A 26,553-nucleotide genomic window follows, 5' to 3' on the forward strand; every position below is an offset into this window, starting at 1 on the left:
CGAGAGGGGAAAATGTCCAATCTGTTCGATCTTCTGGTCGCTGGACTTGCCACCGGCGCGATCTATGCGCTGGTCGCGGTCGGCTTCACGCTGCTGTGGCAGACCTCGCAGACCATCAATTTCGCACAAGGCGAGTTCGTGATGCTGCCGGCGTTCCTGATGCTGGCGGCGATGCATGCCGGCGCGCCGTTCTGGCTCGCGATCATCCTCGGCATCCTGCTTTCGATGCTCCTGCTCGGCCTCGCCTTCAAGATGCTGCTGGTGGATCCGATGTTGCGCCATGGCGTGCTGCCGCTCGCGATCGCGACCATGGCGCTCGCGATCGGTCTCAAGGAGGCCGTAAAGCAGTTCTTCAGCGCCGAAGCCTCACCCTTCCCCTCGATCGTGCCGACCGGCGACGTCTCCATCCTTGGCCATGCCGTCTCGCTGCAAAGCATCGGCGTCCTCGTCCTCGCCATCCTTGCCGTCTTCGGCTTGACTGCGCTTCTCAACCGCACCTCGCTCGGCCACCAGATGCAGGCGGCGGCGCAGAACCCGACGGTGGCGCGCATCATCGGCGTCCCGGTCGAGCGCATGATTCTCCTGACTTTCCTGATCAACGCGTTCCTGGTCGCTCTCGCCTCGCTGTTGATCACGCCGATCTACCTCGCGAAATTCACGTCGGGCGAGGTACTGGGCCAGGCCGCCTTCATCGCCGCGATCGTCGGCGGGTTCAACCAGGTGCGCGGCGCGATCGCAGGCGGCCTCCTGATCGGCGTGCTCGACAATCTCGCGGCCGCCTATGTTTCAACGCAGTACCGCGCCGCCGTGCCTATGATCTTCCTGATCGCCGTCATCCTGTTCCGACCGCAGGGCTTGCTCGGCCGTGCCGAGGAGCGCACCGTATGAGCGGCTTCGCCAAACCTCTCAAGATCGCGTTCGGCCTCATCGTGGTCGCTGCGCTGATCGTTGTCCCCATGAACTTCAACCGCTATGGCCTGTTCATCCTGAGCCAGTGGGCGGTGATGGCCATCGCCGCAATGGGCCTCAACCTCACACTCGGTTATGCCGGCCAGGTCTCGCTGGCGCAGGGCGCCTTCGTCGGCATCGGCGCTTACGCCGCGGCGATCATGACCACGCATGGCTGGCCGCTGCCGGCGGCGATCGTCGTCGCGATCGGCTTGAGCTTCGCGGTCGGCTGGGTGCTCGGCTATCCCGCGCTGCGGGTGCAGCATCACTACCTCGCCTTCGTCACGCTCGCCTTCTCCACGCTGGCCTTCCTGGTATTTCGCAACGAGAGCTGGCTCACCGGCGGCATCTACGGCATCTCCAATATTCCGCGTCCGCACATTTTCGGCATCGCGACCAACAAGCCGCTGCCGTTCTACTATGTCTGTCTCGGCTCGCTCGCTATCGTGTCGCTCGCGGTGTGGTGGCTGATCCGCTCGCCGTGGGGCCGCGCCTTCATGGCGCTGCGCGAAAACCCGCTGCGGGCGCAGTCGCTGGGCGTCGACACGCGGCGCTATACGCTGATGGCGTTCGCGATCGGCTCGGCGCTCGGCGGCGTCGCGGGGGCGCTCTATGCGCCGCTGACGCAATATATCGATCCCGTGCCGTTCAACCTGTCGCTCTCGCTCGACCTCCTGATGATGGTGATCGTCGGCGGCGCCGGATTCTTCCTGGGTCCGTTCCTCGGCGCGATGATCGCGGTGCTGTTGCCGGAGTGGCTGCGCTTCACCGAGGGCTATTATCTGATGCTCTACGCGATCGCGGTGATGGGGCTGCTGATCTGGTCGCCGACCGGCATTTTGGGAATCCTCGACCGCTATCTCGCCGAACGCCGCACCAAGGCGGCCTCCGCCCAGCGCGCCGTCGCAAAGTCCCGGCTGGAGACAGTGCAATGAGCGCGGTCCTCGAAGTCACCGACATCAAGAAGAATTTTGGCGGCATCAGCGCCGTCGGCGGCGTCTCTTTCGACGTCCGCGAGGGCGAGATCCTCGGCCTGATCGGCCCGAACGGCTGCGGCAAGTCGACCCTGTTCAACTGCATTCTCGGCCAGCTCACGCCGAGCGGCGGCGAGGTCAAGCTCGACGGCAAGGTCGTCACGGGCTTGCGACCCGCCGAGCTCAACAAGCTCGGGGTCAGCCGCACCTTCCAGCTCCTGCAGGTGTTCCCCAAACTCTCGGTGCGCGAGAACCTGATCCTCGCAGGCCAGGAGCACCAAGGCAGCATGGCCTCGCGCCTGGTCGGCCGCTCCGATGCCGGACTGACGGAGGCCGCCAACCAGATGATCGGCTTTTTCAAGCTCGATCATCTCGCCGACGAGCCGGCCGGCGGGCTCTCCTACGGCCAGCAAAAACTGCTCGACGCCGCCATGGCCTTCATGGGCGGACCGCGCCTGGTGCTGCTCGACGAGCCAGCCGGCGGCGTCAACCCGTCGATGTTGACGGATCTGAAGGAGCGGCTGGTGGCGATCAACCGCGAGAAGAACGCCACCTTCGTCGTGATCGAGCACAACATGGAATTCGTGATGTCGCTGTGTTCCCGCGTGATGGTGATGGCGGAGGGCAAGGTGCTGGCGATGGGACGACCGGACGAGGTGCGAAAGAACCCCGCCGTGATCGAAGCCTATCTCGGACATTGAGGAACCAGCCATGAGCGATCCGATCCTCTCGGTTCACAATCTCGTCGGCGGCTACGGCAAGATGACGATCCTGAACGGCACCACTTTCGCCGTGCCGCAGGCCACCATCACCACCATCATCGGCCCGAACGGCGCCGGCAAGTCCACCGTGTTCAAGGCGATCTTCGGCCTGCTCAAGCTGCGTGAGGGCAAGATCAACTTCGCCGGCCGCGACGTCACCCATTTGAGCCAGCGCGCGCTGCTCAATGCCGGCATCTGCTACGTGCCGCAGGGCCGCAACATCTTTCCCGAGCTGTCGGTGCGCCACAATATCGAGCTCGGAGGCGTTTCGGCGGGCAAGGGCATCGACCTGCAGAGCCGGATCGAGGCCGCGCTCGACCTGTTCCCGGCGCTGCGGCGGAAATCGACGCAGCAGGCCTCCACGCTATCCGGCGGCGAGCAGAAACAGCTCGAAATCGCCCGCTCGCTGCTGCTCGAACCGAAGCTCGTTCTGATCGACGAGCCCTCAATCGGCCTGTCGCCACTGATGGTGCAGCAGACTTTCGACATCCTGAAGAGCTTGCGCGACCGCGGTGTCACCATTCTGATGATCGAGCAGAACGCCCGCTCGGCGCTGGAGATTTCCGACATCGGGATCGTGCTCGAGCTCGGCCAGACCCGCATGGTCGACAAGGCGGAGCGCATCTTGAACGACCCGCGGATCGGCCAGCTCTTCCTCGGCGGCGCCATGGAGGAGAGCGCAGCATGAGCGCGCCAAGGCGCATCGCCGTTGCCGGCGCCGGCCTGATCGGCCGCCGCCATATCGAATTGATCAACGCTTCACCAGACTGCGTGCTGGCGGGCATCGCCGACCCTTCGCCTGCCGCAAAAGAGTTCGCGCAGACGCGCACCACACCCTGGCATTCGGATCACCGCACGTTGCTGGCGCAGGAAAAGCCTGATGGCCTGATCATCGCCTCACCGAACGCGCTGCACTTCCAGATGGTGCTCGACTGTGCCCAAGCCGGCGTGCCCGCGCTGATCGAGAAGCCGGTGACCGATACGGTCGCGGCCGCGCAGCGCCTGTGCGCGGCGATCAGGCGGACCGGCGTGCCGATGCTAGTCGGCCATCACCGCCGGCACAATCCGATCATCAAGGCCGCACGCGAGACGGTGGCGACCGGCAAACTCGGCCAACTCACGGCTGTGGTCGGACTGTGGCTCCTGAAGAAGCCCGACGATTACTTTGATGTGGCGTGGCGGCGCGAGCATGGGGGCGGCCCGCTGCTCATCAACCTGATCCACGACATCGACAATCTCCGATTCATCTGCGGCGAGATCACCGAGGTGCAGGCGTTGACGTCGAACAAGGTTCGCGGTTTCGCCGTCGAGGACACCGCCGCGTTGCTGCTGCGCTTCGCCAACGGCGCACTGGGAACGGCGACCGTGTCGGACGCAACGCCGGCGCCATGGAGCTGGGAGCTGACCTCGGGCGAGAACACTGCGTACCCGAAGCGGGATCAGCCCTGTTACATCCTCTCCGGCACCGCGGGCTCGCTGTCCGTGCCGAATATGGAGCTTTGGTCCTACGCGCGAGAGCCCGGCTGGCACGCGCCGCTGTCGCGCGAGACCATCACGCCGCCGGCATTCGCTCCATTGGCCGAGCAGCTCCGGCATTTCCTCGCCGTGATCGCGGGCCATGAACAACCACTGATCGCGGTCGAAGACGCAATGGGCACACTTGCGGTCGTCGAAGCCGTCAGCGAAGCGGCACGCACGGGCCAGAAGATATCGCCGGGCCAAATCATGGAGCAGGCAGCATGACCAAACGCTCGATCGCAACGGTCTCACTCTCCGGCGCTCTCGACGAAAAGCTCCGCGCCATCGCATCCGCCGGATTCGACGCGGTCGAGATTTTCGAGAACGATCTGCTGTCGTTCGGCGCAGGTCCGCGCGACATCGCAAAGCTCTGCGGGGACCTCAATCTCGAGATCTGTGCGTTTCAGCCGTTCCGCGATTTCGAAGGCATGCCGGAGCCGCAGCGTTCGCGAAACTTTGCCCGCGCCGAACGCAAGTTCGACCTGATGCAGGAGCTCGGCACCGATCTGCTGCTGATCTGCTCCAACGTGTCGCCGGCCGCGCTCGGCGGCATCGACCGCGCCGCGGATGATTTTCGCGAGCTTGGCGAGCGCGCGGCCAAACGGTCTTTGCGCGTCGGCTACGAGGCATTGGCCTGGGGACGCCACGTCAACGATTACCGCGATGCCTGGGAGATCGTGCGGCGCGCCGATCACCCCGCGATCGGTGTCATCCTCGACAGCTTTCACGCACTGGCCCCCGGCTTTCCGGTCCGCGCGATGCCCTCGATCCCCGGCGACAAGATCTTCCTGGTCCAGCTTGCAGATGCGCCGAAGCTCGAGCTCGACATCTTGTCGTGGAGCCGGCACTTCCGCTCCTTCCCCGGCCAGGGCGACCTGCCGGTCGGCGAGTTCATGGCGGCGATCGCGGCGACCGGCTATGCCGGGCCGCTGTCGCTGGAGATCTTCAACGACCAATTCCGTGCCGGCTCGGCCGTGCAGACCGCGGTCGACGGCCTGCGTTCGCTGATCCTGCTGGAGGACCAGCTTGCACCGGATTGGCCAAAGCTCATCGGCGAACCCTTGGCGCCCAAGCCCAAAAGTCGCGGCACGGGATTCATCGAGTTTGCCGTCAACGAGACCAAGGCCGGCGAACTCGCCCGCCTGCTCGCGCAGCTCGGTTTCCGCAAGACCGGCAAGCATCGCAGCAAGGCGGTGGAGCGCTGGTCGCAAGGCAAGGTCGAGCTCGTCGTCAACTCCGAGACCGACGGCTTTGCGCATTCGCACTACGTGACGCATGGCCCCGGCGTCTGCGCCATCGCGCTCGATATCGACAATGCCGGCCTCGTTATGCAGCGCGCCGAAACACTGAAAGCGCGCACCTTCTATCAGCCGGTCGGGCCGGGCGAGCTCGAGATTCCCGCGATCCACGGCGTCGGCGGCAGCCTGCTTTACTTCCTGGACCAGGCCGGCAAGAACTGGGACACGGATTTCGAACAGGTACCGAGCGACGCTCGCGCGGACGCCCTGCTGGCCGTCGATCACATCGCGCAGTCGATGCCCTATGACGAGATGCTGTCGTGGCTGCTGTTCTACACCGGCATCCTCGACCTCAAGCGGCTGCCGCAGATGGAGATCGCCGATCCCAGGGGCCTCGTGCAAAGCCAGGCCGTCATCAACGGCGACCAGAGCCTGCGCTTCGTGCTCAACGGCTCATCCGCCAACCGCACGCTGCCGGCCCGCTTCATCTCGGAGTTTTTCGGCTCGGGCGTGCAGCACGTCGCATTTACGTGCCGGGATATCTTTGCGGCAGTCGCGGAGATGCGCAAGCGCGGCGCGGATTTCCTGGATATCCCGGATAATTACTACGACGACGTCGAAGCCAAATACGACCTCGCACCCGAGCTGATGAGGCAGCTGCGCGCCAACCACATTCTCTACGACCGCGAGGGCGACGGAGAGTTTTTCCAGGTCTACACCCACATCTTCGACGAGCGGTTTTTCTTCGAGATCGTGGAGCGGCGGGATTATCAGGGCTTCGGCGCGGCCAATGCCGGGATCAGGCTTGCCGCGCAAGCGCGCGAGGTGCGGCCCGCGAGCATGCCGCGCGTGTAGCTTACTTTCCCTCTCTCCTTGTGGGAGAGGGTGGCTTGCCGCAAAGCGGCGAGACGGGTGAGGGGTTCTCTCCGCGAGACCTTACTTTTGAATACGCGGAAACAAACCCCTCATCCGGCGCTTCGCGCCACCTTCTCCCACAAGGGGAGAAGGGGTATCGTGCTTGTGGCTACTTCATCGCGCATTTGTCGTGGAAGCGATCCTGGTCGTTCTCGACGATGGTCGCGACCGTCTTCAGCGAGAGCTGGCCTTCGCCGTCCTTGACCACGTCCTGGAGGTAGAAGTTCTGCACCGGGATGTGGTTCTTGCCGTACTTGAACGGGCCGCGCAGCGACTTGAAGTTGGCCTTCTCCATCTCGGCCTTCATCGCGTCCTTCTTGCTGGTGTCGCCCTTCACCGCGACCACGGCGCTGTTGATGAGCTGGGCCGCGTCGTAGGCTTGCGCGCCGTAATAGGTCGGACGCAGCCCGGGGTACTTCTTGCGATAGTCGGCGACGAAGCGCTTGTTCTGCTCGTTGGGCAGATCATTCACCCATTCCTGCGCACCGGGCACCCCGAGCGCGTTCTCCTTTTGCAGCGGCAGCGACAGCTCGTCGACGGTGAAAGCCGTGTAGAGCGGCATCGTGCTCTTCAGCCCGGCCTGCGCATATTGGTTGAGGAACTGCACGCCGGCTGCACCGGGATAGAACACGAAGATCGACTCGGCACCCGAGGCCCGCGCCTTGGAGAGCTCGGCGGAGAAGTCGAGCTGGCTCGGCCAGACCGTGTATTCCTCGCCCTTGACCTCGCCCTTGAACGTGCTCTTCACGCCCGCCAGCATGTCCTTGCCGGCGGCGTAGTTCGGGCCGATCAGGAACACGCTCTTGACGCCCTTCTGGTTCATGTAGAGGCCCATGGCGGCCGGCGTCTGGTCGTTCTGCCAGGAGGTCGAGAACACGTAAGGCGAGCAGAGCTCGCCCGCGAGCTGCGACGGACCGGCATTGGCCGAGATCAGGAAGGTCTGCGAGTCCACGGCGGTCTTGAGCGAGGCCAGCAGCACGTTCGACCAGATGTAGCCGACGATGAAGTCGACCTTGTCGGACTGCACCAGCTTCTCGGTCTTCTGCTTGCCGACGTCGGGCTTCTGCCCGTCGTCCTCGTAAATCACCTCGACCGGCTTGCCGTCCATCTTGCGGCCGATGTGATCCAGCGCGAGCTCGAACGAATTGCGCATGTCGTTGCCGATCACGGCGGTCGGGCCGCTGAAGGTCGAAACGAAGCCGATCTTGATGGTGTCGCCGGCGGATGCCGGGCCTGCCAGCACCAGCGCCGCTGCGCCCGCCAGCCAGAATGCCGTCCTCATAACCACTCCCCTCCATATTATTATGCCCGGAAGCAGGGTGATTGCCGCCCCGGGGTCATCTCTATTGAACGCAAAATCTGTCGCGCCGCCAATGGTTCAGCGCCCGCCCTGCACCATATTTCGCCCCGAACGGCGATAGCAAGAAATATAATTCTACTTACTTCGGCTAAGGCTGCGGCGCTTTCTCGCGGGCGCGATACATCCGGCCTATGCCTCGATTGACGACGGCTATTGGACCGCGGCGCCTGATCAGCGTTTAGATGAGGATAGAGCCGCGAGATTCGGAGGGGCGCATCATGACCACGACACCGCACCGCGTCGTCATCGTCGGAGCCGGTTTCGGCGGGCTGGAGGCGACCCACCGGCTCGCCGGCAGCCCGGTCGAGATCACGCTGATCGACCGCCGCAACCATCATTTGTTCCAGCCGCTGCTCTATCAGGTCGCCACCGCCTCGCTCGCCACCAGCGAGATCGCCTGGCCGGTCCGGCACCTGATGCGCGACCGGCGCGATGTGACGACGCTGTTTGCGACGGTCAGCGGCGTCGATGCCGACAGGCGCTGCGTGCTGATCGACGACGGCAGCGAGGTGCCTTACGACACGCTGGTGCTCGCCACCGGCGCGCGTCACGCCTATTTCGGCCACGACGAATGGGAGCAATGGGCGCCGGGTCTTAAAACACTGGAGGACGCGACCACGCTGCGCCGTCATATCCTGGTGGCGTTCGAGCGCGCCGAGCGTGAGACCGATCCGGCCAAACGCGCGGCACGATTGACTTTCGTCATCGTCGGCGCCGGCCCCACCGGCGTCGAACTCGCCGGCACCATCGCCGAGATGGCGCACCACACCTTGCCAGCCGACTTCCGCAACATCGACACCAACAAGGCGCGCGTGGTGCTGATCGAGGCGGGTCCGCGGGTGCTGGCAGGCTTTCCAGATGATCTCTCGGCCTATGCCCAGGCCTCGCTGGAGAAGATCGGCGTCGAGGTCGTGCTCGGCCAAGCCGTCACTGAGATCAACCGCGAGGGCGTGGTGTTCGGCGGCAAGCTGCTCGAAGCCAAGACACGAATCTGGGCCGCCGGCGTGCGCGCCTCGCCCGCGGCGGAATGGCTGGGCGCACCGGCCGATCGCGCCGGGCGCGTCCAAGTGGAGGCCGATCTTACGATCCCCGGTCATCCCGAGATCTTTGCAATTGGCGACACCGTTTTGATCAACGCCTGGGACGGCAAGCCTGTGCCCGGCATCGCGCCGGCCGCCAAGCAGCAGGGCCGTCACGTGGCCGAGACCATCAAGGCCCGGCTGCGCCAGGAGCCGACAGGCCCGTTCCGCTACAAGCACTCCGGCAGCCTCGCGCAGATCGGCAAGCGGCTCGCGGTGATCGACTTCGGCCGCATCAAGCTGCGCGGCACCATCGCGTGGTGGATCTGGGGCATCGCCCATATCTACTTCCTGATCGGCTTGCGCCATCGCCTCAGCGTCGCCCTGAGCTGGCTCTGGATCTACGCCCGCGACCAGCGCGCTGCGCGGCTGATCACGCAGGGATCGAGCAAGGTGGTGTAGGGCTTCTTCTTCCTCTCCTCGTTCTTACGGCGAGAGGGTTGGGGTGAGGGGCCTCTCCGCGAACGAGATATTGGTGAGACCTGTACCCCCTCACCCGGATCGCAAGAGCGATCCGACCTCTCCCCGCGAGCGGGGAGAGGTTAAGTGAGGCGCGATCGCCGCCCCTACTTCACCAGCTCGCACCCACCTTCCGCGAGCGGTCGAAACGCCTGCTCCGCAGAGATCGTCGAAACCAGCTTGTAATAGTCATACGGATATTTCGACTCCTCCGGCTTCTTCACCTCGAACAGATACATCGGATGCACGACGCGGCCGTCCTGGCGGATCGTGGTGTCGCCGAACAGCTTGTCCTTGCCCTTGAACTTTTTCATCTCGGGCACGGCATCCTTGGCATTGTCGCTGCCCGTGACGGCGACCGCGTTGAGATAAGCGAGCGTGGAGGCATAGACCCCGGCCTGGTTGCCGCTCGGCATCTTGCCGTTCATGCCGGGCCGCGCCGCGAAGCGCTTGGCGAAGGCGCGGGTGTCGTCGTTCATGTCCCAGTAGAAGGCCTCCATGAGCTGGAGCCCTTGCGCGACCTTGATGCCCATGCCGTGGACGTCGTTGATGAAGAGCAGGAAGGCGACGAGTTTTTGTCCGCCCTGCTGTATCCCGAACTCGGCCGCCTGCTTCACCGCGTTGATGGTGTCGCCGCCGGCATTGGCGAGCCCGATCACTTGGGCCTTCGAGCCCTGCGCCTGCAACAGGAAGGACGCGAAGTCGGACGTGCCGAGCGGATGCTTGGAGGAGCCCAACATCTTGCCGCCATGCGCCTCGATGTATTTCTGGGCTTCCGCCTCGATGCCCTTGCCGAGTGCGTAGTCAACCGTGAGGAAATACCAGTCCTTGCCGCCGCGCGACATCATCGCGGCCGCCGTGGTGTTGCCGGTCGCCCAGGCGTCGTTGACCCATTGGATGGTGTTGGGCGAGCAGGCCTTGCCGGTGAGATCGGAGCTCGCGGTGGACGACGCGAGGAACGTCATGCGGCTATCGCGCAGCAGCGTGTTGATGGAGAGGCCAACGGCCGAGTTCGGCACGTCGACGATGGCGTCGACGCCCTCGACATCGAGCCATTTGCGCGCGATTGCATTGCCGACGTCGGCCTTGTTCTGGTGATCGGCATAGACGATCTCGACCTTGATGCCCTTGCCGCCGCCGTTGAAATCCTCAGCGGCCATGCGCGCGGCCTCGACCGAGCCCATGCCGTTGGTGTCCTGGAAAATGCCGGAGATGTCGTTGAGCACGCCGACGCGCACGACATTGTCCGAGATCTCGGCATTTGCCGCGCCGCCAATCAGGCTCGCGGCCAGCGCAAGCGTCCACTTCAAGTTCTTCATTGTTCCCTCCCCTGTCGTATTTGTTGTTTGCGATGACGACAGCGTCAGGCTGGCGTGATGCGCACAGGCAGGCTGTCGAGCCCGCGCAGCGTGTTGTTGAAGCGGCGCTGCGGCTCGCCCATGATCTCGATCTTTGCGATCCGGCGGGCCAGCGCCGCGAGCATTGTCTCGCCTTCGAGCCGCGCGACCAGCTGGCCGACGCACATGTGAATACCTGAGCCATAGCCAACATGGCCGGACGTGCGGCGGGTTATGTCGTAGCTGTCGGGCTTGTCCCAGCGCCCCGGATCGCGATTGGCAGCCGCCAGGAACATCAACACCTTCTCGCCCTCACCGATGGTCGCGCCTGACAGTTCGACTTCGCGCGTGGTCGTGCGGAAGAAGGTCTGCACCGGGCTTTCAAAACGAACGGCCTCCTCGAAAGCGTTGCGCGCCAGCGTAAAATCGTTGCGCAGGCGCTGCCACTGCACAGGGAAGCGCGCGAGACAGTAGACCGCTGCACCGATGCCGTTGACGGTGGTGTCGAGGCCCGCTGACAGAAGCGAACGCACCAACAGCGGCGCTTCGGTCGCGGTGATGGCACCCTCGCCGACATGGGCGTGGATGCAGGCGCCGATGCCGCCGGGCGTGAGGCTGTCCCGCTGGCACTGCTCGGTGACGTAGGCCTGGTGAGGCGCCGAGCGCGCGATCGCCTCGTTGCGCAACTGGTTCGGCGGGCCGAAGGCGTTGAACACCAGGCTCGCATAGGGAATGAGATTCTCGCGTCCCTCAGGCTTAAGCCCGAGCGCATCTGGGAAGATCGACAGCGGATAGGCCTCGGCAAGGTCCGTGATGGCATCGAAGTTGCGCTTCTCCAGCAGCGCGTCCACACGCTCTTCCGCTGCCGCGGCAAAGCGGTCGCGCAGCCCCTTCATCACCGTCGGCGACAGCACCTTTGAGAGCACGGCGCGGGTGCGGGTGTGCTCGGGAGGATCGGCCTCGAGGATCAGGCTGGGCGGCCGCCACGGCGTCTCCTTCGCGAAATCGGCGAGGCCGACGCCACGACTGGAGCAGAACGTTGCGGGATCGTTCAGCACGGCATGAACTTCGGCATAGCGCGCCACGCCATAGACGTTCCACTTGTCGAGATAGACGACAGGTCCCGCCTCCCGCAGCAGCTCATGCGTGGGATAGGGATCGGCGAAAAAATCCATCGCGAACGGATCGACGTCGAGATGCGGGACGGCCGACGAACCGCTAATTTCCTGGGAGCTGGAAGTGCTCATGGAAGTCCTCCCTCATTTTGATCTTGTGAAAGGGCCGCGCTTACCTTTAGGTCTCCAGACACGCCGCGAGACAGAATCCCGACATGCCGCCGCCTTCGACCAGAGCCCGCCAGAAACCTGCGCCCGCCGAGACGGGACCGACGCTCGATCTTGACCGCTACGTCCCCGCGTTCATCACCTTCATCGCCAACAAGCTCTCGAACAGCGCCACCGCGTTCTATCAGCGAGAGTTCGGCGTCAACGTCACGGAATGGCGGATCATGTCGCTGCTCGCGATCGAGCCCGGCATTCCCGCCTCGCGCATCTGCCACGTCATCGGTTTCGACAAGGGCCCGGTGAGTCGGACGCTGGCCGGCCTGGAAAAGCGGGGGTTGATCTCGATCCGTACCGATCCCAATGACGGGCGCACCCATTCGATCTCGCTGACGGCGAAGGGCCGCGCCATCCATGACAAGGTGATCGTCGCTGCATTCGAGCGCGAACGGCGCCTGTTGTCCTGCCTGGACAAGGACGAGCGCGAGGTGCTGATCGACCTGTTGCGCCGCCTGCATGAAAATCTCGGCGCGGTGACCGGCAGCACCGAGACCTGACGGGCCACACAGCGGGCGCTGAGCCCTGTCATTTCCAGGCATGCGCCAACATTCGCCGGCGGCACCCTCTCTGCCGAGCATAGCTTCCTCCGATCCGACGCGGCGGTTCCTCCCGCCGTCATCCGTGTCTGGAACGGTTCGCATAAATTAGTTGCTTGGGCAACAAAAGAATCGTGCAGCATAATGCGGCAGGGCGGCTGGCGTAGTTGGGTTTGCCGAGCTCTCTTGTCCCGGACGCGCTGCAGCGTGAAACGCTGCTGCGCAGAGCCGGGATCCAGAGATGCCAATCACGAAGAATGGCCCCGGCTCTGCAGCGCATCACTGCGTGCTGCGCTGCGTCCGGGGCACAGGCCCAAGCGCTACAGACCGATCCACTCGCCCGGCGCATCGTCATCCAACCGCGCCACCGCATCGGCACGGCGCGTCAGCACCGCGCGCTGGTTGATGTAGCCCTTGTCGGTGATCTCGCCGCCGTCGACCGACGGCGGCTCGGCGAGCAGCAACGCGCGCGTGGCGTGGCCGGAGGAGTTGGCGCCGTGTTGCTTCAGTTTCGCCAGCCCCCGCGCGATCGCGGCTCTGATCTTCTCATGCGCGAGCACGTCGTTCACGCCTGCGGTCTCGGGCAGGCCGGCATGCGCGCGGCACGCAGCGATGTTCGGAAACACCAGGAAGCGCACCTCGTCGCCGCCATGGCCGGTGACGACGATGTCCTGCGCGAGCGGCGCCAGCGCGGCGATGCCGGCGAGGCGCAGTGTGCCGACACTGACCCAGGTGCCGGAATTGAGCTTGAAATCCTCCGCGACGCGGCCGTCAAAGAATAGGCCGCGTTCGGGCCGGTTCGCGTCGGCGAACTTCACGGCATCACCGATGAGATAAAAGCCCTCGTCGTCAAAAGCCTGCCTGGTCAGCTCCGGCGCCTTCCAATAGCCCGGCGTGACGTTGGGGCCGCGCACGCGCACCTCCAGCTTGTCGCCGGAGGTAACGAGCTTCAGTTCGGTGCCGGGAATGGGCACGCCGATATTGCCCGAGCGCTCCGCGAGGAAATGGCAGTCGGTGGCCAGCGGCGACGTCTCGGTCGAGCCCCAGGCCGAGACCATCGGCATCGCGCGGCCAACAGTCTTGACGGAGAGTTCTTCCAGCGCATCCCAGAGATTCTGCGGCAGCGCCGCACCGGCGTAGAACGCGAATTTCACCTCGCTGAAGAAGCGGCGACACAGCTCCTCGTCGCCGCGCAGCGCCGCGATCAACATGTCGAAGCCGCGCGGCACGTTGAAATAGACCGTCGGCATCACGCTTCTGAGGTTGGCGAGCGACATCGCAAACAGACCGGGCGCCGGCTTGCCGCCGTCGATATAGAGCGAGCCGCCATTGCGCAGCACGAGATTGAAATTGTGGTTCGCGCCAAACGTGTGGCTCCAGGGCAGCCAGTCGAGAATGACCAGATCGTCGCGCGCCCGTTCGAGAAAAGTCCAGGTCTGCGCCTTGGCCTGCTGGCTGGACGTCAGCATGCGCTGGGTGTTGATCACGGCTTTCGGCGTGCCGGTCGAGCCCGAAGTGAACAGGAGTTTTGCGATCGTATCGGGCGTCACCGCGGCGAAGGCCTTTGCGACGTCGGGGCTCTCGGGCGTTGCCGCGATAGTGCGAAAGGCCAGCGCATCGGCATCGTCGGCATTGCCGCTGATAATCTGCGCGCTATGCAGCGGCTTGATCGCGGCCAGCGCCGCCGCAAACGGCCTCGTCGCGGAGACATAGATCGCGGCGGGCTCAAGCAACGCGATCATGCTCTTGAGCTTGTCGAAGTCCTTTGACATCAGGGAATAGGCCGGCGAGATCGCCGCCGAGGGCACGCCGACATGCTGCGCCGCCAGTGCCAGCAGCGCATGATCGATGCTGTTGTCGGAGAGGATCGCGAGCGGGCGCTCCGCGCCGAGACCGTGCGCCAGAATCCAGGACGCCGCCGCGCGCACCTGGCGCAGCGCCTGCGCATAGGTAACGGTGCTCCATGGCGCTTCGGCACTGCTGCGCTCGGCGAGGAAAATCGCGTCGGGCCTCTGCCGCGCCCATTGCTCCAGCCAGTCGCCGACGCAGCGCGCGCCATCGCGCAGAGGCTCGGGCGAGCGCAGCACGATGCTGCCGTCGGCGCGATGCTCGGCAACGGTTCTGGGTGTCGCAAACAGGCTCGAAGCATCACCGCGTGGGGCGGCTGTCATGGTTTCCTCCTCGCCCGGAAGCCGGGACCGGTCGCAGCCTCGTCGCGGACCGCGTTGGCCAGCATGTTGGCCACGACAATTGTTGGGGCGCAAGCTGGGGCCAGGTGGGACGGCCCGCCGCCGTTCAAAGGGCTGGTCGCCGCGCATCCGCGGCATGGATTGCTGGCTGCACCTGATCTAGCTGCCTATTATTTGCGCAAATGCTCGTAACAGGGCGCTGACACGAAGGTCCGCCGGAGCTCGAAATATCCCACAAGCCACTGATCTCTCGGTAATATCCGCAGCACTTGTCCTGCCCGGATTCTGTACACAATGGCACATCGCTTGCTTCGATCGGGGTGAAGAGACGTAGCCGGAGATTTGTCGCCATGAAGGCTGAAATGGGGGCTGAGCAGCCTGAAACGGTCGCCGCGATCGTGGCCGCGCATCGCGCGGGCACGCTCACACCGGCGCAGACGGTCGCGCGCACCTATCAGCGCATCCGCGACCACAACGACCCCGCCGTCTTCATCAGCCTGCGCGACGAAAAGGACGCGATCACGGAGGCCGAGAAGCTCGCCACCAAGGACGCCGCCAGCCTGCCGCTCTATGGCGTGCCGGTCGTGGTGAAGGACAATATCGACGCGCTGGGATTTCCGACCACCGCGGCGTGCCCGGCCTTCTCGTATACCCCGACACATGATTCGACCGCGGTGCAGCGGCTGCGCGCCGCCGGCGCGATCATCATCGGCAAGACCAATCTCGACCAGTTCGCGACCGGCCTTGTCGGCGTGCGCTCGCCCCACGGCATCCCCAGAAACGCGATCCGCGAGGACCTCATTCCCGGCGGCTCGAGCTCGGGATCGGCCACCGCCGTCGGCGCCGGGCTGGTGCCACTGTCGCTCGGCACCGACACCGCCGGCTCAGGCCGCGTGCCGGCGATGCTCAACAACATCGTCGGTCTCAAGCCGAGCCTCGGCATGATTTCGACCGCTGGCCTGGTGCCGGCCTGCCGGACGCTCGACTGCATCTCGGTATTCGCTTTGACGGTCGACGACGCCGCGCTGGCGCTCTCCGTGATGGCAGGTCCCGATCAGGCAGATCCGTTCTCGCGCGACCGGCCGCTTGGCGCGATCACCCCGCTCCCGGCAAACCTGCGCCTGGGCGTGCCGCGCAGCGGACAGCTGATCTTCTTCGGCGACAAGAAGGCGGAAGCGGCTTACGCCGAGGCGCTGAAGCGCTGGACCGCGCTTGGGGCAACGCTCGTCGAATTCGACCTCGAGCCGTTCTATGAGACGGCCCGACTGCTCTACGAGGGACCGTGGGTGGCCGAGCGCTATCTCGTGATCCGCGACCTGCTCGCCTCGGCACCGGAGGCGATCCATCCCGTGACGCGCGAGATCACCGCGGCCGGTGCGCGGTTGACGGCGACGGACACCTTCTCCGCGCTCTATCGTCTGCAGGGCCTGCGCAAGATCGCCGAACGCACCTTCACCAATATCGACGCGCTGGTGCTGCCGACGGCGCCGACGGCCTATACGACCGCGCAGGTGCGGGCCAATCCGGTCGAGCTCAACAGCCGGCTCGGCACCTATACCAATTTTGTCAATCTGCTCGATCTCTGTGGTCTCGCGCTGCCGGCGGCGATGCGCGCCGACGGCATCCCGTTCGGCATCACAATTCTTGCACCCACCGGGCACGATGCGCTGCTCGCCAGCATCGGCCGCGTGTTCCATGCCGATACCAAACTGACGCTTGGCGCAAAGGGCGTCGTGCAAGCCGCGCTGGCGCCGCTTGCCGCAAGCGGCGTCGACGAGATTCCCATCGCCGTGGTCGGCGCGCATCTGTCCGGCATGGCGCTGAACGGCGAACTGAAAGCGCTGAACGGCCAGCTGATCGAGGCAACCAGGACCGCGGCGGACTACAAGCTCTACGCATTGAAGACCACGCCGCCAAAGCCGGGCATGCTGCGCGTCGAGGCCGGCAAGGGCGCGTCGATCGAGCTGGAAATCTGGTCGCTGTCGTCGTCCGCCTTCGGCAAGTTCGTCAACGCGATTCCCGCGCCGATGGCGATCGGCACGGTGCGGCTGGCCGATGGCCGCAGCGTGAAGGGATTTCTCGTCGAGCCCGAGGTGCTGGGCGAGGCTCGCGACATCACCGCGTATGGCGGCTGGCGGAAGTATATGGCGGAAGCTACGACAGCGTAGGTCTCGTAGGTGGGCAAAGCGAAACGTGCCCACCATCACCGTCAGCTTGGGGAGATGGTGGGCACGGCGCTTTGCGCCTTTGCCCACCCTACGCAACCGTGCGCGCGCCCCTAAACCGACACCGCGTAGATCTCGTACTCCCCGCGCACCAGCTCGATATGCGCGCGCATCGCGGCGGCGGCGCCCTGCTTGTCGCCGCGCATGATGGCGACGACAACGCGGTCGTGCTCGGCTTGCGACTTGGCGAGACGGCCGAGATTGCGGAACTGGGCGCGGCGAAACGGCTGTACGCGCACGCGCGTCGCCAGCGTGATCTCGGCGATGTAGCCGTTCTGCGATCCCGCATAGATCGCGTTGTGGAAGCGCTCGTTGACCTCGTGGAAGCGCTCGGGATTGCCGGCGTAGCTCAACACCCGCAGTTCTTCGTGGATGGCTTCCAGGCCGTGACGCTCAGTGGCGGACATGCGCTCGGCGGCAAGACCCGCACACAGCGCCTCAAGCTCCGCCATGGCCTCGAACATGCCCGTCAGCCGTTCGAACGAGGGCTGCGCCACCACCGCGCCGCGATGAGCGCGCGCTTCGACGAGGCCGCTTGCCACGAGCTGACGCAGGGCTTCCCGCACCGGCGTGCGCGAAACGCTGAAGCGGCGCGCGATGTCGGTCTCGTCAAGCGGCGCACCGGGTGGCAGAGCTCCGCGCACGATCTCGTCGGCGAGCTGCAGGCGCAGCTCCTCGGCGCGCGTGACCTTGTGCGCTGACGGCGCCCCCCGGTCGACACGCGGCACCGCCGGTTCGGCCGGCAGCGCTCCGGGCGGAAGATCGTCAAGCGTCATACGGTCAGGTCTCTTTCGACTCGTCGATGATGCTGACATGGGCGGCGACGACGCGCCAGCCCTCCGGGAATTTTACCCAGGTCTGCATCTGCCGGCCGACCTTGCCCGGCATCGTGTCGCGATAGAACAGGGTGGAGGCAACCGCGGTGTCGCGGCCATAGCTGGTGATCACGGTTTTCGCGGTGCGGCGATTGAGGCCGACCGCCGAGCGGCCGGCGCGAAAGCCGGAGATTGCTTCATAGCCGTAGAGGTTCTCGCCGATGCCATAGCGCAGCGTGCGGGGATCGTTGCGGAAGAGCTCGCCGAGCACGGCGACGTCGTTGGTGATCAGGGCCTGCTCATAGCGCTCGAACGCAGCTTTGACGTCTGCGATCACCTCGGGGAGATCGATCTCCATCTCAAAATCCTCTTGGGCTGGGCGCGGCGGCAACACCCATCTTCTCCAACGCGAACGCGACGCGCAGCGCGATGTCCTCGCGCCATGGCGCGGCGATGATCTGCACGCCGATCGGCAGCGGATCGAGCGGCACCGGCACGGCGACCACAGGCAGGCCGATGAACGAGATCGGCTGGGTGTGGATGCCGATATTGGCGCGCACCGGCATCTCGACGCCGCCAAGATTGAAATTGACCTGGCCGAGCTTCGGCGCGGTGCATGGCGTCGCCGGTGCGATCAGCACGTCGACGGATTTGAAAATCTCGGCGAGTTGCGCGCGATACCAGCGGCGGAATTTTTGCGCGCGGTCGACCAGCGGCGCCGGCACCATGGCGCCCGCAATCAGCCGGTCGCGCACGGCGGGATCGAAATCGTTCGGCCGCTTGCGCAGCCGATCGAGATGCAGCGAGGCGCCCTCAGTGGTGGTGATGACATAGGCCGCCGCGCGGGCGCGCGCAGCTTCGGGCACGTCCACCACGCGCGTTGCGCCCAGCGCCTTGGCGACGCGGCTGACGGCTTCGACAGCTTCCGGAAACAAATTGGTCTGGAAGTACCCGCCGGCGATCGCGATGCGCAGGTCGGACACCGGATTGGCAAGCAGCGGTGTCGTCGGCTCCAGACCACGTGTGGTGGTGCAGGCGGCATCGTCGGCATCCGGTCCCTGCATGGCGTCATAGGCCAGCGCGAGATCGGTGGCGGAGCGCGCGAACGGGCCGAGATGATCGAGGCTCGCGACGAACGGGAAAGAGCGCGCACGCGAGAGCCGGCCATAGGTCGGCTTCAGGCCGAAGATGCCGCAGAACGAGGACGGCACGCGGATCGAACCGTTGGTGTCGGAACCGAGCGCGATCGGCACCAGCGCGCCACCAACGGCGCTGCCCGAGCCGCCGGAGGAGCCGCCGCTCATCCGCGTCGTATCGTGCGGATTGCGCGAGGGACCGTCATGGACGTTCTCGCCGGTGAAGTCATAGGCGTATTCACCCATGTTGAGCGCACCGACCAGCACGGCGCCGGCCGCTTCCATGCGCTCGATCAGCGTGGCATCGCGCGTGGCGGGTGCGCGATCGCGGTTGATCTTCGAGCCTGCGCGCGTGGCGAGGCCTGCGACGTCGAACAAGTTCTTCACCGCGAACGGCACGCCGGCCAATGGGCCGACGGACTTGCCGGCGGCGATATCGGCATCGATTGCGCGCGCTTTGGCGCGGGCGCGATCGGCGGTGATGTCGGTAAACGCATTGAGGATGGTGTCGTGCTGCTTGATGCGCGCAAGCGCGGCTTCGGTCGCATCGAGCGCGGACATCTTGCGGCCCGCAACCGCGCTCGCGATCTCGGAGGCCGTCATCTCTGGCTTGGTCGTCATGGCGGCGTCAGACCGTGAACACGGGCGCCGGCTCGGTCTCGTCCGGCAGCGCGAATTCGTCGACGAGGCGGCCGAGCCGCAGCGAGACCTCGAGATTGGCGCGGATGGACGCCCTCCATGCTTCCTCGACGGGCAACGCCAACGCTTTGGTGACAGCGTCGATATAATCGTCCAACGGTTCGGCCATCACGCTCCCAAACAAGCTCTCAGTGTGCGCTCTGTCTGCAGCGGCGGATGCGGGATCGCCGTCAGCAGCTCCTTGGTGTAGTCGTCCTGCGGATCGCTCAAGACCCGCTCGGAAGATCCTTCCTCGACGATTCGACCCGACCGCATGACAATGACACGATCGCACAACAAGCGCACTACGTTCAAATCATGCGAGACGAACAGATAACTCATACCTAGTCGGGCCTTGAGGTCCTGGAGCAGATTGAGGACCACGGCCTGGACCGAAACGTCGAGCGCGGCGGTCGGCTCGTCCAGGATCACGAGTTTCGGGTGCAGGGCGATGGCGCGGGCGATGCCGACGCGGGCTTTCTGGCCGCCCGACAATTGGTGCGGGAAGCGATCCAGCAGATTGTGCGGCAGGCCCACCATGGTGGCGAGCTCCTCGCAGCGGGCGCGGAGCGCGTCGCGCCCCCTGACGTCGCCGAGCTGCATGATGGGATCGGCGATGGCACGCACGGCGGTGAAGCGCGGGTTGAGGCTGTCGGTCGGATCCTGGAACACCATCTGGATGCGCCTGCGCTGCGGCAGCCGGGCAAAGCCGGCGGGCGCGATGCCGCCGATGTCCTCGCCGTCGAACTGGATCAGCCCCGAGGTCTGATCCAGCAGCCGCATCACCATCATCGACGTGGTCGATTTGCCGCAGCCGGACTCGCCGACCAGGCCGACGCTCTCGCCGTGACCGATCGAGAAGCTGATGCCGTCGACGGCGCGGAACACGTCCGGCTCGACCGGCGGCTTGCGGCCGAACAATTTGCCGAGCGTGGCGGTGGCGCCCTGGCGGGGATATTCCTTGACCAGCTTGTCGATGAGGAGAAGGGGCTGCCCGCTCTTCCTGGCCTCGTCCTGCGAAGCCTGATGGATGGCCCGGTCAGGCCCGGCCACGACGGCTGAGCCTTCCTCCTCCGGCAACAGATCCCGCAGGCTCACGCCGAGCCGCGGCGTCGCGCGCATCAGCTTCTTGGTGTAGGGGTGCTGCGGGTTGGCGAAGATGTCGGCGGCCTTGGCGGTCTCGACCACCCTGCCCTTTTCCATCACGACGACGCGGTCGCAATAAGCAGCGGCGAGGCCGAGATCGTGCGTGATCAGGATGGTGGACATTGCCTTGCGCTTGGTCAATTCCACGATCAGATCCATCACCGCCTTCTGCGTGGTGACGTCCAATCCGGTCGTCGGCTCGTCCGCGATCAGTAGCTGCGGATTGCAGGCGAGCGCGAGCGCGATGACGACACGCTGGCACATGCCGCCTGACAATTCGAACGGATAGGCGTGATAGCGCTCGCGCGGGCGGGCGATCTTGACCTGCTCCAGCGCCTCGATCGCCTTCTCGCCGCGGTCCGAAACCATGGCCTGCTGGACATGGGTGCGCAGCACGTCCTCGATCTGGTCGCCGACCTTCCGGATCGGGTTGAGCGCGGCGCGCGGATTCTGGAAGATCATCGAGACTTCGCGACCGCGCAGATCGCGCATCTGGTCTTCGGTCGCGGCCTTGACGTCGATGCCCGAGAACATCACCGAGCCTTCGGCGATCCGCCCCGCACGGTCGAGAATGCGCATCACCGCATACGACGTCACCGATTTGCCGGAGCCGGACTCGCCGACGATCGCAAGCGTCTCGCCCTTGGCGACGGAAATGTTGACGTGCTGCACCGCCTTGACGATGCCGCGGCGGGTGGTGAATTCGACGGTAAGGTCCTGGACGTCGAGCAGCGGCGGGGCGGTCATGGGCACCTCCCAACTAAAAATGGCGAAAACAACCCCATGCACAGTAGAATGAGGTTGATTTCATTGGGGAATTTCGAGCGAAAAAGTACGCCTAACCCAGCCATCACGTCCTCCGCTGGGGGTCGACGATGTCGCGCAGGCCGTCGCCGAGGAGGTTGAAGCAGAACACGGCGATCATCAAAGCGAGGCCCGGGAATAGCGCGATCCACCATTCGCCTGACACCATGAAGCCGGCGCCTTCGGCGACCATGATGCCCCATTCGGCCGTCGGCGGACGGACGCCGAGGCCGATGAAGGAGAGACCGGCGGCATTGAGGATGGCGTAGCCCATGGTCAGCGACATCTGCACGATCATGATCGGCATGATGTTCGGCAGGATATGCACGAGCAGAATGCGGAATTCGCCGTTACCGGACAGACGCGCGGCCTGCACGAAGCCGGCGTTACGGCGGACATTGGCTTCGGCGCGCGCAACGCGGGCGTAGAGCGGGAAGTTCACGATGGCGGTGGCCAGGATGATGTTCTGCACGGTGTTCCCCAGCGCGGCGACGATGCCCATGGCCAGCACGAACAGCGGGAACGCCATGATGGTGTCGGCGACGCGGCCGACGATGCGATCGGTCCAGCCGCCGAAATAGCCGGCCGCGATGCCGGCGAGCCCGCCCATCAGGAACACCAGGGCGACGGAGGCGACCGCGATGAACGTATCGAGCCGCGTCGCCACCACGACCCGGCTGAAGATGTCACGGCCCAATTGATCGGTGCCGAACCAGTGCGCGGCCGACGGTGGCTTCAGCGACGCCACGGTGTCGGACGCCAGCGGGTCATACGGCACCACATAGGGGCCGAAGATCGCGGCAAGGAGGATCACGATCAGCAGCGCGAATGCAAAGCCGGTGACCTTGTTCTCGCCGAGCACGTAGCGGGTCTGGTCGAGGAGCGCGACGAGACCCGACGTGCGCGCGGGGCCGACGGGTTCAACAGCAGGCGCAACGGTGCTCATGATTAGCCCTCCAACCGCACGCGCGGGTCGATCACGCCATAGAGAATGTCGATCACGAGATTGAGCAGCACGTACATCACCGCCATGGTCAGCACGAACCCCTGCACCGGCGCGAAGTCCGACGAGATCAGCGCTTCGACGGCGTAAGAGCCGATGCCTGGCCAGGCGAACACTTTCTCCACCAGCACGTTGGCGCCGAGCAGGAACGAGAACACCATGCTCAGCGTGGTGATGACGGGGAGCATCGCGTTGCGGAAGGCGTAGGTGACGATGACGGTCGCCGGCGACAGGCCGCTGGCACGCGCGGTGCGCACGAATTCGGAGGACAGCACCGCCAGCATCGAGGCGCGCGTCATGCGCGCGATCGGCGCCAGCGAGAAGATCGCAAGCGTCGTCGCCGGCAGGATGAGCTGGCTGCATGCCGAACGGAACGCCTCGAAGTCGCGCGCGATCAGGGTGTCGATCAGATAGAAGCCGGTCACTGTCGGCGGCGCGCTGTAGAACACATCGAGCCGGCCGAGCGGCGCGGGCGACCAGCCGAGCCGGAAATAGAACACATAGACCAGCACCAGACCTGTGAAGAACACCGGCAGCGAGACGCCGGCCGTCGTCGTCACACGGCAGAGATGGTCGACCCATGAGCCCGGCCGCGTCGCCGCCAGCACGCCGAGCGGAATCGCGATCACGACCGAGACGATGAGGCCGAGCAGCGTCAGCTCGGCGGAGGCCGGCAGGCGGTTGCGGATCTCGGCTGCGACCGGCTGGCCGGTCGTGAGCGAGTTGCCGAAATCGCCATGGGCGAGATCGTTGGTGTAGCGAAAGAACTGCTCGATCAGCGGCTTGTCGAGGCCGAGTTTTTTCCGGATCTGCTCGACGGCTTCTTTCGTTGCGGCGGGGCCGGCGAAATACGCCGCGGGATCACCGGGCAATGCGCGGGTCAGCAGGAAGGTGACGATGACGACCCCGATCAGCGAAGGAATCGCGAACATCAGGCGCTTGCCGATCATGGTCAGCATGGCGACTTCCTCTTGCGCGTTGAATGAACCCGACACGCGGCCACTCGCTCCGCTGCGTTCCCTCCCCCCTTGTGGGGGAGGGCTAGGGAGGGGGGTGGCTCCGGGAGAGATCGGAGTTTGTGGCTACCCCTCTCCCCACCCCTCCCCCACAAGGGGGGAGGGAGCCTGAAAAGCGTGCTCACCTCACTGCGAAGGACAGCGCCCGCCATCCCCTTACCCCTTCGCCATCGCGCGATAATCCAGCCTCCGGTGGAACCAGTATTGGTAGCCGCTGATGTTCTTCTGCATCGCGACGTTGACGAACGGCTGGTACAGCGGGATGCGCGGGATGTCGCTGTAGGCGAGTTCGACGAAGCCCTTCACGTCGGTGTCGTAGGTCGCGGTGTCGCCGGTCGCGGCGGCCGCGCGTGCGCCGTCGATCAGCTTGTCCATCTCCGCCGACTTGTAGCTCATGGTGTTGAAGACGGAATTATTGCCGTGATAGCACCAGTAGAAGAAGTATTCGGGGTAATCGAGCCAGCCCGAGAATACGTTGGTGAAGAGCGGCATTTCCTTCTTGTTCAATTCGGTGCGCCAGTTGGCGCCGGGCACCTTGTTGATGGTGGTCTTGATGCCGATCTGGGCCAGGCTCTCCTGCACCAGCACGCAGAGCGGCTCGTTGACGCCGGCGAAGTTGAGGTCGAACGAGATCGTGGTCTCGAAGCCGTTCGGGTAGCCGGCCTCGGCCAGCAGCGCCTTCGCCTTGTCCATGTCGGTGTTGTATTTGTGCGGCTGCGGCCAGGCGACTTCGGTTGGCTTGTCCTTGGGCGCGCCGAACATCGGGTTAGCCAGCCCGAACATCACCGCGTCCATGATCTTCTGATAGGGAATCGCGCAGGCGACCGCCTGACGTACCTTGGGATTGTCGAACGGCGGCTTGGTCACGTTCATGCCGATATACTGGATGCCGTTGGAGAACGGCAGCGACACCACGTTGAGCTTGCCGCTCGCCTTCATCTCCTGGAAATCCTTGAACGGCAGCTCATAGGAGATGTCGGCGTCGCCGCGCTCCAGCAGCGCGCGGCGATTGCCGGCCTGCGGCACCATGCGCCAGATCACGCGCTTGATCTTCGGCAGCGGGCCGCCGACCCAATCGTCGTTGCGCTCCATCACCACTTCGGTGCCGGCGGTCCACTTCGTCACCTTGTAGGCGCCGGAGCCCGCGGTCTGCTGCTTGGTGAATTCGAGTCCCCAGGGATCCTTCTCGCTGGCGTTCTTCTTCACCAGCTCGGAATTGATGATGCAGGGCACGATCACCGCGAGATCGGGGATCGTCAGCTTGTCCTTCTTCAGGAAGTCGACACGTACCGTGTAGTCGTCGATCACGACGAACTGCTCGGGTTTCGTGAGCGAGCCCGCGCTCATCTGGAAGGTGGGGAATCCGCCGACGCTGACGGCTCGGTCGAGCGACCACTTCACGTCCTTGGCGGTCACAGGCGCGCCGTCGTGGAATTTGGCGTTCTTCTTCAGCTTGAAGGTGACCGACCTGTCGTCGATCTTGAAGTCCTCGGCGAGTTCGCCCTTGAACTTGTCGCGGTCGTAATAGGGCACGCCGCCGGGGCCGGTCTTCATCTCGTGGCTGAGCAGGCGGTCGTAGCAATTCCAGGACACCTCATAGCCGGGCACGTTGGTGCCGACGCCGTGGATATCGAGATTGTTGGGGCCGCCTTCCGAGACGATCAGCAGCGTCTCCGAGCGCGCATCGGCCTTGGCCGACGAGATCACGGACGGCATGGCCGGAAGCGCCGCGCCTGCGGCCAATCCGGAAACGGACTTGAGGAAATCGCGGCGCTTCATGGAATGGCTCCAACACAAAAGTTTTCTGGTTGGAACTGGATTCGCAAGGTTCGTGCCAAGGCTTAAGCAAGGATTAAACCAGCTAAGCCTATGAAATGTTTATAGGAAAAGGCTGCTATCCGGGCCGTCGATCAGAAGCCAAGCCGTCGGACATTGCATACAAACAGGTATATTTGCCTAAAAAATATGCTTCGAGAATACCAGCCTATTGCGTGAGCGCGTCTCGCCCCTAGGTGGCGCGGCTATCGATCGCGGCCCGTCACCCCGGCCAGATCAGTTCCTGAAGTTCGACCAGATCATCCGCCTGCTCCTGCCAGCCCTCGATGCAGATGTGGCTGTTGAGGTCGCTGGCGCGATGCAGCAGCATCAGGGCCATCAGCCGTCGCTTGAGCGCGAAGTCGAGCTTCGCATAGCCAAAGCCTTCGAGCAGGTTGCGCACCCTGCCCGGCCGGCCCGCTGCCATGAAGGCGCTAGGGCCGAGCAGATCGTAGTCCCGCCATCCCGCCAGCACGTCGCCGAAGTCGAACAGGCCGGCGAGAGACCATTGATCGTCGTGGCGGGCGAGCAGGAAGTTCTCCGGAATGTATTCGCCGATCAGGATCACCGGCGACGCATCCATCGGAATGAGCGCGGCCGCATCACGCAGGAGATCGTCGAGGCCGGCGAGGAATTTCGGCGCCAGGCCGAGACGCGTGTGCCGCGCCTTGCAGCCCTGCATCTGGGCCCGCATGAAGTCGTCCCAGCGCGGCTGGATCTGCGCGAGTGAGCCGAGCGGCGCGCGCTGCACGGCGGCGATGGTCTCGCCGATCTGTCGCAGCACGCGCTCCTTCTGCGCTTCCGGCAACGACGGCCAGACCTCCGAGCCGAGCGTGCCGGCAAGGCGCGTGATGATCAGATAAGGCCAGCCGTCGCGCTCGCCTTCCGCGACGATCTCGGGAATTGGCAAGTCAATGCGACCGGCAAGCTGGGCCAGCGAGCCGTGCTCGGAGACGAACTGCGCGCGGAGCAGCGGCGGGAAGATTTTCAGGATCAGGCGATCGCCGAGCCCGACCACGAGATTGGTGCCGGTGGCAAACACGTGCGGCGCGCTGGCATCGAGATCGTGGCTGCGGGCGATGTCGAGTGCGATCGGCAGCCATCGCGGAGGGTCGGCGCGAAAGGCGCGAAAGCTTGCCGCGTCGGCGAGGTGGGGGAGTGGCATCGACATCGTAACCTAACGGCTGTTGAGCTCGTCATGCCCGGGCTTGTCCCGGGCATCCACGTTCTTCGTGCTGCGGCCAAGGCGTGGATGGGGGGG

22 protein-coding genes are annotated in these 26,553 nt (G+C 65.0%); 9 read left to right on the forward strand and 13 right to left on the reverse strand.

What is annotated here, in order from left to right; translation table 11 throughout:
• Positions 1-12 precede the first annotated feature (12 nt).
• Genes IVB13_RS23675 through IVB13_RS23700 form a run of 6 tightly spaced genes read left to right on the forward strand, consistent with a single transcriptional unit; the run spans position 13 to position 6,294 of the window.
• Positions 13-888, forward strand: coding sequence for a branched-chain amino acid ABC transporter permease (locus tag IVB13_RS23675; protein WP_018456032.1), 876 nt, complete (start codon positions 13-15; stop codon positions 886-888).
• Positions 885-1,883: a branched-chain amino acid ABC transporter permease gene (locus IVB13_RS23680; RefSeq protein ID WP_018456031.1), complete on the forward strand. Its 999-nt coding sequence runs from the start codon at positions 885-887 to the stop codon at positions 1,881-1,883. Before IVB13_RS23675 ends, IVB13_RS23680 begins: the two co-directional genes overlap by 4 nt.
• Entirely contained in the window at positions 1,880-2,623 is a 744-nt protein-coding gene (locus tag IVB13_RS23685) for an ABC transporter ATP-binding protein (protein WP_018456030.1), read from the forward strand. Before IVB13_RS23680 ends, IVB13_RS23685 begins: the two co-directional genes overlap by 4 nt.
• A gap of 10 nt (positions 2,624-2,633) precedes the next feature.
• On the forward strand, positions 2,634-3,371 hold the full coding sequence (locus IVB13_RS23690; RefSeq protein ID WP_018456029.1) for an ABC transporter ATP-binding protein: 738 nt from the start codon (positions 2,634-2,636) through the stop codon (positions 3,369-3,371).
• Positions 3,368-4,426: a Gfo/Idh/MocA family oxidoreductase gene (locus IVB13_RS23695; RefSeq protein ID WP_247490732.1), complete on the forward strand. Its 1,059-nt coding sequence runs from the start codon at positions 3,368-3,370 to the stop codon at positions 4,424-4,426. The genes IVB13_RS23690 and IVB13_RS23695 overlap by 4 nt, the downstream gene beginning before the upstream one ends.
• A complete protein-coding gene (locus tag IVB13_RS23700; protein WP_018456027.1) occupies positions 4,423-6,294 on the forward strand; it encodes a sugar phosphate isomerase/epimerase and 4-hydroxyphenylpyruvate domain-containing protein in 1,872 nt (623 codons plus the stop codon). Before IVB13_RS23695 ends, IVB13_RS23700 begins: the two co-directional genes overlap by 4 nt.
• Before the next feature lie 169 nt (positions 6,295-6,463).
• Here the strand turns inward: IVB13_RS23700 and IVB13_RS23705 are convergent, their stop codons facing one another.
• Positions 6,464-7,636 carry an ABC transporter substrate-binding protein gene (locus tag IVB13_RS23705; protein WP_018456026.1) on the reverse strand — a complete coding sequence of 391 codons (1,173 nt, stop codon included), beginning with the start codon at positions 7,634-7,636 and terminating at the stop codon, positions 6,464-6,466.
• A gap of 296 nt (positions 7,637-7,932) precedes the next feature.
• Between IVB13_RS23705 and IVB13_RS23710 the strand changes: the two genes are divergently transcribed.
• Positions 7,933-9,195: an NAD(P)/FAD-dependent oxidoreductase gene (locus IVB13_RS23710; RefSeq protein WP_018456025.1), complete on the forward strand. Its 1,263-nt coding sequence runs from the start codon at positions 7,933-7,935 to the stop codon at positions 9,193-9,195.
• A 164-nt stretch (positions 9,196-9,359) separates the two neighbouring features.
• Here IVB13_RS23710 and IVB13_RS23715 read toward each other — a convergent pair whose 3' ends face one another.
• Entirely contained in the window at positions 9,360-10,571 is a 1,212-nt protein-coding gene (locus IVB13_RS23715; RefSeq protein WP_018456024.1) for an ABC transporter substrate-binding protein, read from the reverse strand.
• 44 nt (positions 10,572-10,615) lie between these two features.
• A complete protein-coding gene (locus tag IVB13_RS23720; RefSeq protein WP_247490733.1) occupies positions 10,616-11,836 on the reverse strand; it encodes a cytochrome P450 in 1,221 nt (406 codons plus the stop codon).
• An 83-nt stretch (positions 11,837-11,919) separates the two neighbouring features.
• On the opposite strand from IVB13_RS23720, the gene IVB13_RS23725 reads away from it, so the two are divergent.
• Positions 11,920-12,426: a MarR family transcriptional regulator gene (locus tag IVB13_RS23725; protein ID WP_018456022.1), complete on the forward strand. Its 507-nt coding sequence runs from the start codon at positions 11,920-11,922 to the stop codon at positions 12,424-12,426.
• A gap of 359 nt (positions 12,427-12,785) precedes the next feature.
• On the opposite strand, the gene IVB13_RS23730 is transcribed toward IVB13_RS23725, so the two are convergent.
• Positions 12,786-14,636 (reverse strand): feruloyl-CoA synthase, encoded by a 1,851-nt coding sequence (locus IVB13_RS23730; protein ID WP_085357700.1) that lies wholly within the window; start codon positions 14,634-14,636, stop codon positions 12,786-12,788.
• A 368-nt stretch (positions 14,637-15,004) separates the two neighbouring features.
• Here IVB13_RS23730 and atzF point away from each other — a divergent pair, with 368 nt between their 5' ends.
• Positions 15,005-16,822, forward strand: coding sequence for an allophanate hydrolase (gene atzF / locus IVB13_RS23735; RefSeq protein WP_026233071.1), 1,818 nt, complete (start codon positions 15,005-15,007; stop codon positions 16,820-16,822).
• Positions 16,823-16,932: 110 nt separating this feature from the next.
• Here the strand turns inward: atzF and IVB13_RS23740 are convergent, their stop codons facing one another.
• From IVB13_RS23740 to IVB13_RS23780, 9 genes are all read right to left on the reverse strand, one after another.
• Positions 16,933-17,655, reverse strand: coding sequence for a GntR family transcriptional regulator (locus IVB13_RS23740; protein ID WP_018456019.1), 723 nt, complete (start codon positions 17,653-17,655; stop codon positions 16,933-16,935).
• 4 nt (positions 17,656-17,659) lie between these two features.
• The gene (gene hpxZ / locus IVB13_RS23745; protein WP_018456018.1) at positions 17,660-18,052 is read right to left on the reverse strand and encodes an oxalurate catabolism protein HpxZ; all 393 of its coding nucleotides are present in this window, start codon (positions 18,050-18,052) and stop codon (positions 17,660-17,662) included.
• 1 nt (position 18,053) lies between these two features.
• Positions 18,054-19,451 (reverse strand): AtzE family amidohydrolase, encoded by a 1,398-nt coding sequence (locus IVB13_RS23750; protein WP_018456017.1) that lies wholly within the window; start codon positions 19,449-19,451, stop codon positions 18,054-18,056.
• 7 nt (positions 19,452-19,458) lie between these two features.
• On the reverse strand, positions 19,459-19,638 hold the full coding sequence (locus IVB13_RS23755) for a DUF4089 domain-containing protein (protein WP_018456016.1): 180 nt from the start codon (positions 19,636-19,638) through the stop codon (positions 19,459-19,461).
• Positions 19,638-21,401, reverse strand: a complete 1,764-nt coding sequence (locus IVB13_RS23760) for an ABC transporter ATP-binding protein (RefSeq protein WP_247490734.1) — start codon at positions 21,399-21,401, stop codon at positions 19,638-19,640. Before IVB13_RS23760 ends, IVB13_RS23755 begins: the two co-directional genes overlap by 1 nt.
• 103 nt (positions 21,402-21,504) lie before the next feature.
• Entirely contained in the window at positions 21,505-22,404 is a 900-nt protein-coding gene (locus IVB13_RS23765; protein ID WP_018456014.1) for an ABC transporter permease, read from the reverse strand.
• A 2-nt stretch (positions 22,405-22,406) separates the two neighbouring features.
• On the reverse strand, positions 22,407-23,420 hold the full coding sequence (locus tag IVB13_RS23770; RefSeq protein WP_018456013.1) for an ABC transporter permease: 1,014 nt from the start codon (positions 23,418-23,420) through the stop codon (positions 22,407-22,409).
• Between the two features lie 213 nt (positions 23,421-23,633).
• The gene (locus IVB13_RS23775) at positions 23,634-25,256 is read right to left on the reverse strand and encodes an ABC transporter substrate-binding protein (RefSeq protein WP_247490735.1); all 1,623 of its coding nucleotides are present in this window, start codon (positions 25,254-25,256) and stop codon (positions 23,634-23,636) included.
• A gap of 259 nt (positions 25,257-25,515) precedes the next feature.
• Positions 25,516-26,463: an aminoglycoside 3'-phosphotransferase/choline kinase family protein gene (locus tag IVB13_RS23780; protein ID WP_247338302.1), complete on the reverse strand. Its 948-nt coding sequence runs from the start codon at positions 26,461-26,463 to the stop codon at positions 25,516-25,518.
• Between the last annotated feature and the right edge of the window lie 90 nt (positions 26,464-26,553).

The organism is Bradyrhizobium sp. 17 (assembly GCF_023073515.1).
In the GTDB taxonomy this organism is placed as follows: Bacteria; Pseudomonadota; Alphaproteobacteria; order Rhizobiales; family Xanthobacteraceae; genus Bradyrhizobium; species Bradyrhizobium canariense_D.

Bases quoted from the DNA above. Each gene is read 5' to 3' on its own strand.
- IVB13_RS23675 (WP_018456032.1), top strand. From the start codon at position 13: ATGTCCAATCTGTTCGATCTTCTGGTCGCTGGACTTGCCACCGGCGCG.
- IVB13_RS23680 (WP_018456031.1), top strand. From the start codon at position 885: ATGAGCGGCTTCGCCAAACCTCTCAAGATCGCGTTCGGCCTCATCGTG.
- IVB13_RS23685 (WP_018456030.1), top strand. From the start codon at position 1,880: ATGAGCGCGGTCCTCGAAGTCACCGACATCAAGAAGAATTTTGGCGGC.
- IVB13_RS23690 (WP_018456029.1), top strand. From the start codon at position 2,634: ATGAGCGATCCGATCCTCTCGGTTCACAATCTCGTCGGCGGCTACGGC.
- IVB13_RS23695 (WP_247490732.1), top strand. From the start codon at position 3,368: ATGAGCGCGCCAAGGCGCATCGCCGTTGCCGGCGCCGGCCTGATCGGC.
- IVB13_RS23700 (WP_018456027.1), top strand. From the start codon at position 4,423: ATGACCAAACGCTCGATCGCAACGGTCTCACTCTCCGGCGCTCTCGAC.
- IVB13_RS23705 (WP_018456026.1), bottom strand. From the start codon at position 7,636: ATGAGGACGGCATTCTGGCTGGCGGGCGCAGCGGCGCTGGTGCTGGCA.
- IVB13_RS23710 (WP_018456025.1), top strand. From the start codon at position 7,933: ATGACCACGACACCGCACCGCGTCGTCATCGTCGGAGCCGGTTTCGGC.
- IVB13_RS23715 (WP_018456024.1), bottom strand. From the start codon at position 10,571: ATGAAGAACTTGAAGTGGACGCTTGCGCTGGCCGCGAGCCTGATTGGC.
- IVB13_RS23720 (WP_247490733.1), bottom strand. From the start codon at position 11,836: ATGAGCACTTCCAGCTCCCAGGAAATTAGCGGTTCGTCGGCCGTCCCG.
- IVB13_RS23725 (WP_018456022.1), top strand. From the start codon at position 11,920: ATGCCGCCGCCTTCGACCAGAGCCCGCCAGAAACCTGCGCCCGCCGAG.
- IVB13_RS23730 (WP_085357700.1), bottom strand. From the start codon at position 14,636: ATGACAGCCGCCCCACGCGGTGATGCTTCGAGCCTGTTTGCGACACCC.
- atzF (WP_026233071.1), top strand. From the start codon at position 15,005: ATGAAGGCTGAAATGGGGGCTGAGCAGCCTGAAACGGTCGCCGCGATC.
- IVB13_RS23740 (WP_018456019.1), bottom strand. From the start codon at position 17,655: ATGACGCTTGACGATCTTCCGCCCGGAGCGCTGCCGGCCGAACCGGCG.
- hpxZ (WP_018456018.1), bottom strand. From the start codon at position 18,052: ATGGAGATCGATCTCCCCGAGGTGATCGCAGACGTCAAAGCTGCGTTC.
- IVB13_RS23750 (WP_018456017.1), bottom strand. From the start codon at position 19,451: ATGACGACCAAGCCAGAGATGACGGCCTCCGAGATCGCGAGCGCGGTT.
- IVB13_RS23755 (WP_018456016.1), bottom strand. From the start codon at position 19,638: ATGGCCGAACCGTTGGACGATTATATCGACGCTGTCACCAAAGCGTTG.
- IVB13_RS23760 (WP_247490734.1), bottom strand. From the start codon at position 21,401: ATGACCGCCCCGCCGCTGCTCGACGTCCAGGACCTTACCGTCGAATTC.
- IVB13_RS23765 (WP_018456014.1), bottom strand. From the start codon at position 22,404: ATGAGCACCGTTGCGCCTGCTGTTGAACCCGTCGGCCCCGCGCGCACG.
- IVB13_RS23770 (WP_018456013.1), bottom strand. From the start codon at position 23,420: ATGCTGACCATGATCGGCAAGCGCCTGATGTTCGCGATTCCTTCGCTG.
- IVB13_RS23775 (WP_247490735.1), bottom strand. From the start codon at position 25,256: ATGAAGCGCCGCGATTTCCTCAAGTCCGTTTCCGGATTGGCCGCAGGC.
- IVB13_RS23780 (WP_247338302.1), bottom strand. From the start codon at position 26,463: ATGTCGATGCCACTCCCCCACCTCGCCGACGCGGCAAGCTTTCGCGCC.